General features: G+C 40.2%; 1 pseudogene. It reads right to left on the minus strand.

From position 1 onward, the window contains the following. Positions 1 to 239 (minus strand): annotated as a pseudogene (locus G6047_RS16725) (zeta toxin family protein); the annotation flags it as partial.

The following is a 239-nucleotide window of genomic DNA, read 5'->3' on the forward strand; positions in this document are numbered from 1 at the left end:
ATTGTGTCCGCCTTCTTTCACCCTCAACTTTACACGCTCAATCGCCAATTCAACTTTTCTCAACCAAAAGAAAAGCAGAATCACGTTATAACCATTTTTTTGCGCTTCTAGAATTTTTCCCGATAGCTTTTGGTTGCCAAAGTCGTCTCGAAAGCAAAATTCTGTTTTTCCAATAACAAATGATCGACGCGCTGGAGCATAATTCTTCCAGCTTCGAAAGCAACCTTTTCTGGTTGGAA

The organism is Flavobacterium silvaticum (genome assembly GCF_012911565.1).
Classification (GTDB): Bacteria; Bacteroidota; Bacteroidia; order Flavobacteriales; family Flavobacteriaceae; genus Flavobacterium; species Flavobacterium silvaticum.